Annotated in this window: 1 protein-coding gene; it reads left to right on the forward strand. The window is 43.7% G+C overall.

All coding sequences use genetic code 11. The features are described from left to right. On the forward strand, nucleotides 1-277 hold a 277-nt coding region (locus AC6UDG_RS07590; RefSeq protein ID WP_500706973.1), incomplete at both ends, for a hypothetical protein.

Here is a 277-nt window from a genome sequence, read left to right on the forward strand (position 1 = left end):
CTATTCAAGTTGAAATGGCTGCAATCTTCCCTGATAAGGTCACCACTGGACGAGTTCACAAATCGTCAGGTAAAGCACTCAAAGACATCATCGAGCCGTTCAATCCCGGCAGTCGCAAACAAATCGCAGAAAGACTTATCGAAAAAGGTTGGAAAGCCAAGAAGTTCACCGAAAAAGGTTCAATCATCGTTGACGAAGAAGTCCTTGAAAGCCTCGACTTCCCAGAAGCGAAAACCTTAGCAGAGTACATGATGTTACAAAAGCGTATTGCACAAAT

Source organism: Fructilactobacillus sp. X2R1C1 (assembly GCF_059901435.1).